At 50.7% G+C, this 1672-nt stretch carries 1 protein-coding gene; it reads right to left on the bottom strand.

What is annotated here, in order from left to right; genetic code table 11:
- Positions 1-1672, bottom strand: a 1672-nt coding sequence (locus JQC92_RS22200) for a hypothetical protein (protein WP_205001702.1), incomplete at both ends; no start/stop codon positions are given.

Below are 1672 nucleotides of genomic sequence, written 5' to 3'. Positions count from 1 at the left end.
ATTGTTGTTATGGCTTGGGTTGAGGTTTTTAGCCCTTCCCTATGAAAGTAATGTTTACACACGCTCATCAATTCCGTGCTTATAGAGTGATTAACTGTTATGGCGTTAAAGAATGCTTTTAACTCGCTTGCGGACGGCAGACCTTTTTGGCCGCACATACTGGCCACCGCCTTCAGCTTTGTCAGGCACAAGCGGCGGGTCGCACCTTTTAAATGCTCATCTTTGAAGAATGCTTTCATTGCCGCTGGCGTGGGCAGACCTTTTCGGTAGCACATACTGGCCACCGCAGCCAGCTTTGTCTTGCACAAGCGGCCGTTATCACCTTTTAAATACTCAGCAGTGAAGAATGCTTTCATTGCCGCTGGCGTGGGCAGACCTTTTAGGCGGCACATACTGGCCACCGCAGCCAGCTTTGTCTTGCACAAGCGGCCGTTATCACCTTTTAAATACTCAGCAGTGAAGAATGCTTTCAGCGCCGCTGGTGTGGGCAGACCTTTTTGGCAGCACATACTGGCCACCGCAGCCAGCTTTGTCTTGCACAAGCGGCCGTTATCACCTTTTAAATAGTCAGCAGTGAAGAATGTGTTCAGCGCCTCTGCCATGGGCAGACCTTTTCGGCAGCACATACTGGCCACCGCATTCACCCTTGTCAGGCACAAGTTACGTCCATCTTTCAGATGATTATCGTTGAAGAATGCCTCCAGTGCCGTTGGTGTGGGCAGACCTTTTTGGCGGCACATACTGGCCACCGCAGCCAGCTTTGTCAGGCATAAGCGGCCGTTTTCATCTTTTAAATGCTCATCATTGAAGAATGTGTTCAGCGCCGCTGGCGTGGGCAGACCTTTTTGGCAGCGCATACTGGCCACCGCAGCCAGCTTTGTCAGGCACAAGTTACGTCCATCTTTCAGGTGATTATCGTTGAATAATGCCTCCAGTGCCGTTGGTGTGGGCAGACCTTTTAGGCCGCACATACTGGCCACCGCCTTCAGCTTTGTCAGGCACAAGCGGCCGTTATCATCCTTTAAATACTCAGCAGTGAAGAATGTGTTCAGCGCCGCTGGCTTAGGCAGACCTTTTCGGCGGCACATACTGGCCACCGCATTCAGCTTTGTCAGGCACAAGTTACGTCCATCTTTCAGATAATTATCGTTGAAGAATGCCTTCAGTGCCGTTGGTGTGGGCAGACCTTTTTGGCCGCACATACTGGCCACCGCCTTCAGCTTTGTCAGGCACAAGCGGCCGTTATCACCTTTTAAATACTCAGCAGTGAAGAATGTGTTCAGCGCCTCTGCCGTGGGCAGACCTTTTTGGCGGCACATACTGGCCACCGCCTTCAGCCTTGTCAGGCACAAGTTACGTCCATCTTTCAGATGATTATCGTTGAAGAATGCTTTCATTGCCGCTGCCGTGGGCAGACCTTTTAGGCCGCACATACTGGCCACCGCCTTCAGCTTTGTCAGGCACAAGCGGCCGTTTTCATCTTTTAAATGCTCATCTTTGAAGAATGCTTCCAGTGCCGTTGGTGTGGGCAGACCTTTTTGGCGGCACGTCGACATAACGTACGATAATTGAGGATGTTTAGCTATACACTCAATATCACTGTCGGATAGGTTTGCAAAGGCTGTTATTGCGCCTTTATTATCTTTAAATAGACCTTCAAACGCCGTCAGCT

Origin of the sequence: Parashewanella hymeniacidonis, from assembly GCF_016900895.1 — a bacterium.
Classification (GTDB): Bacteria; Pseudomonadota; Gammaproteobacteria; order Enterobacterales; family Shewanellaceae; genus Parashewanella; species Parashewanella hymeniacidonis.
Note: the sequence above shows the minus strand (reverse complement) of the source record. Positions and strands in the feature narration are given on the sequence as shown.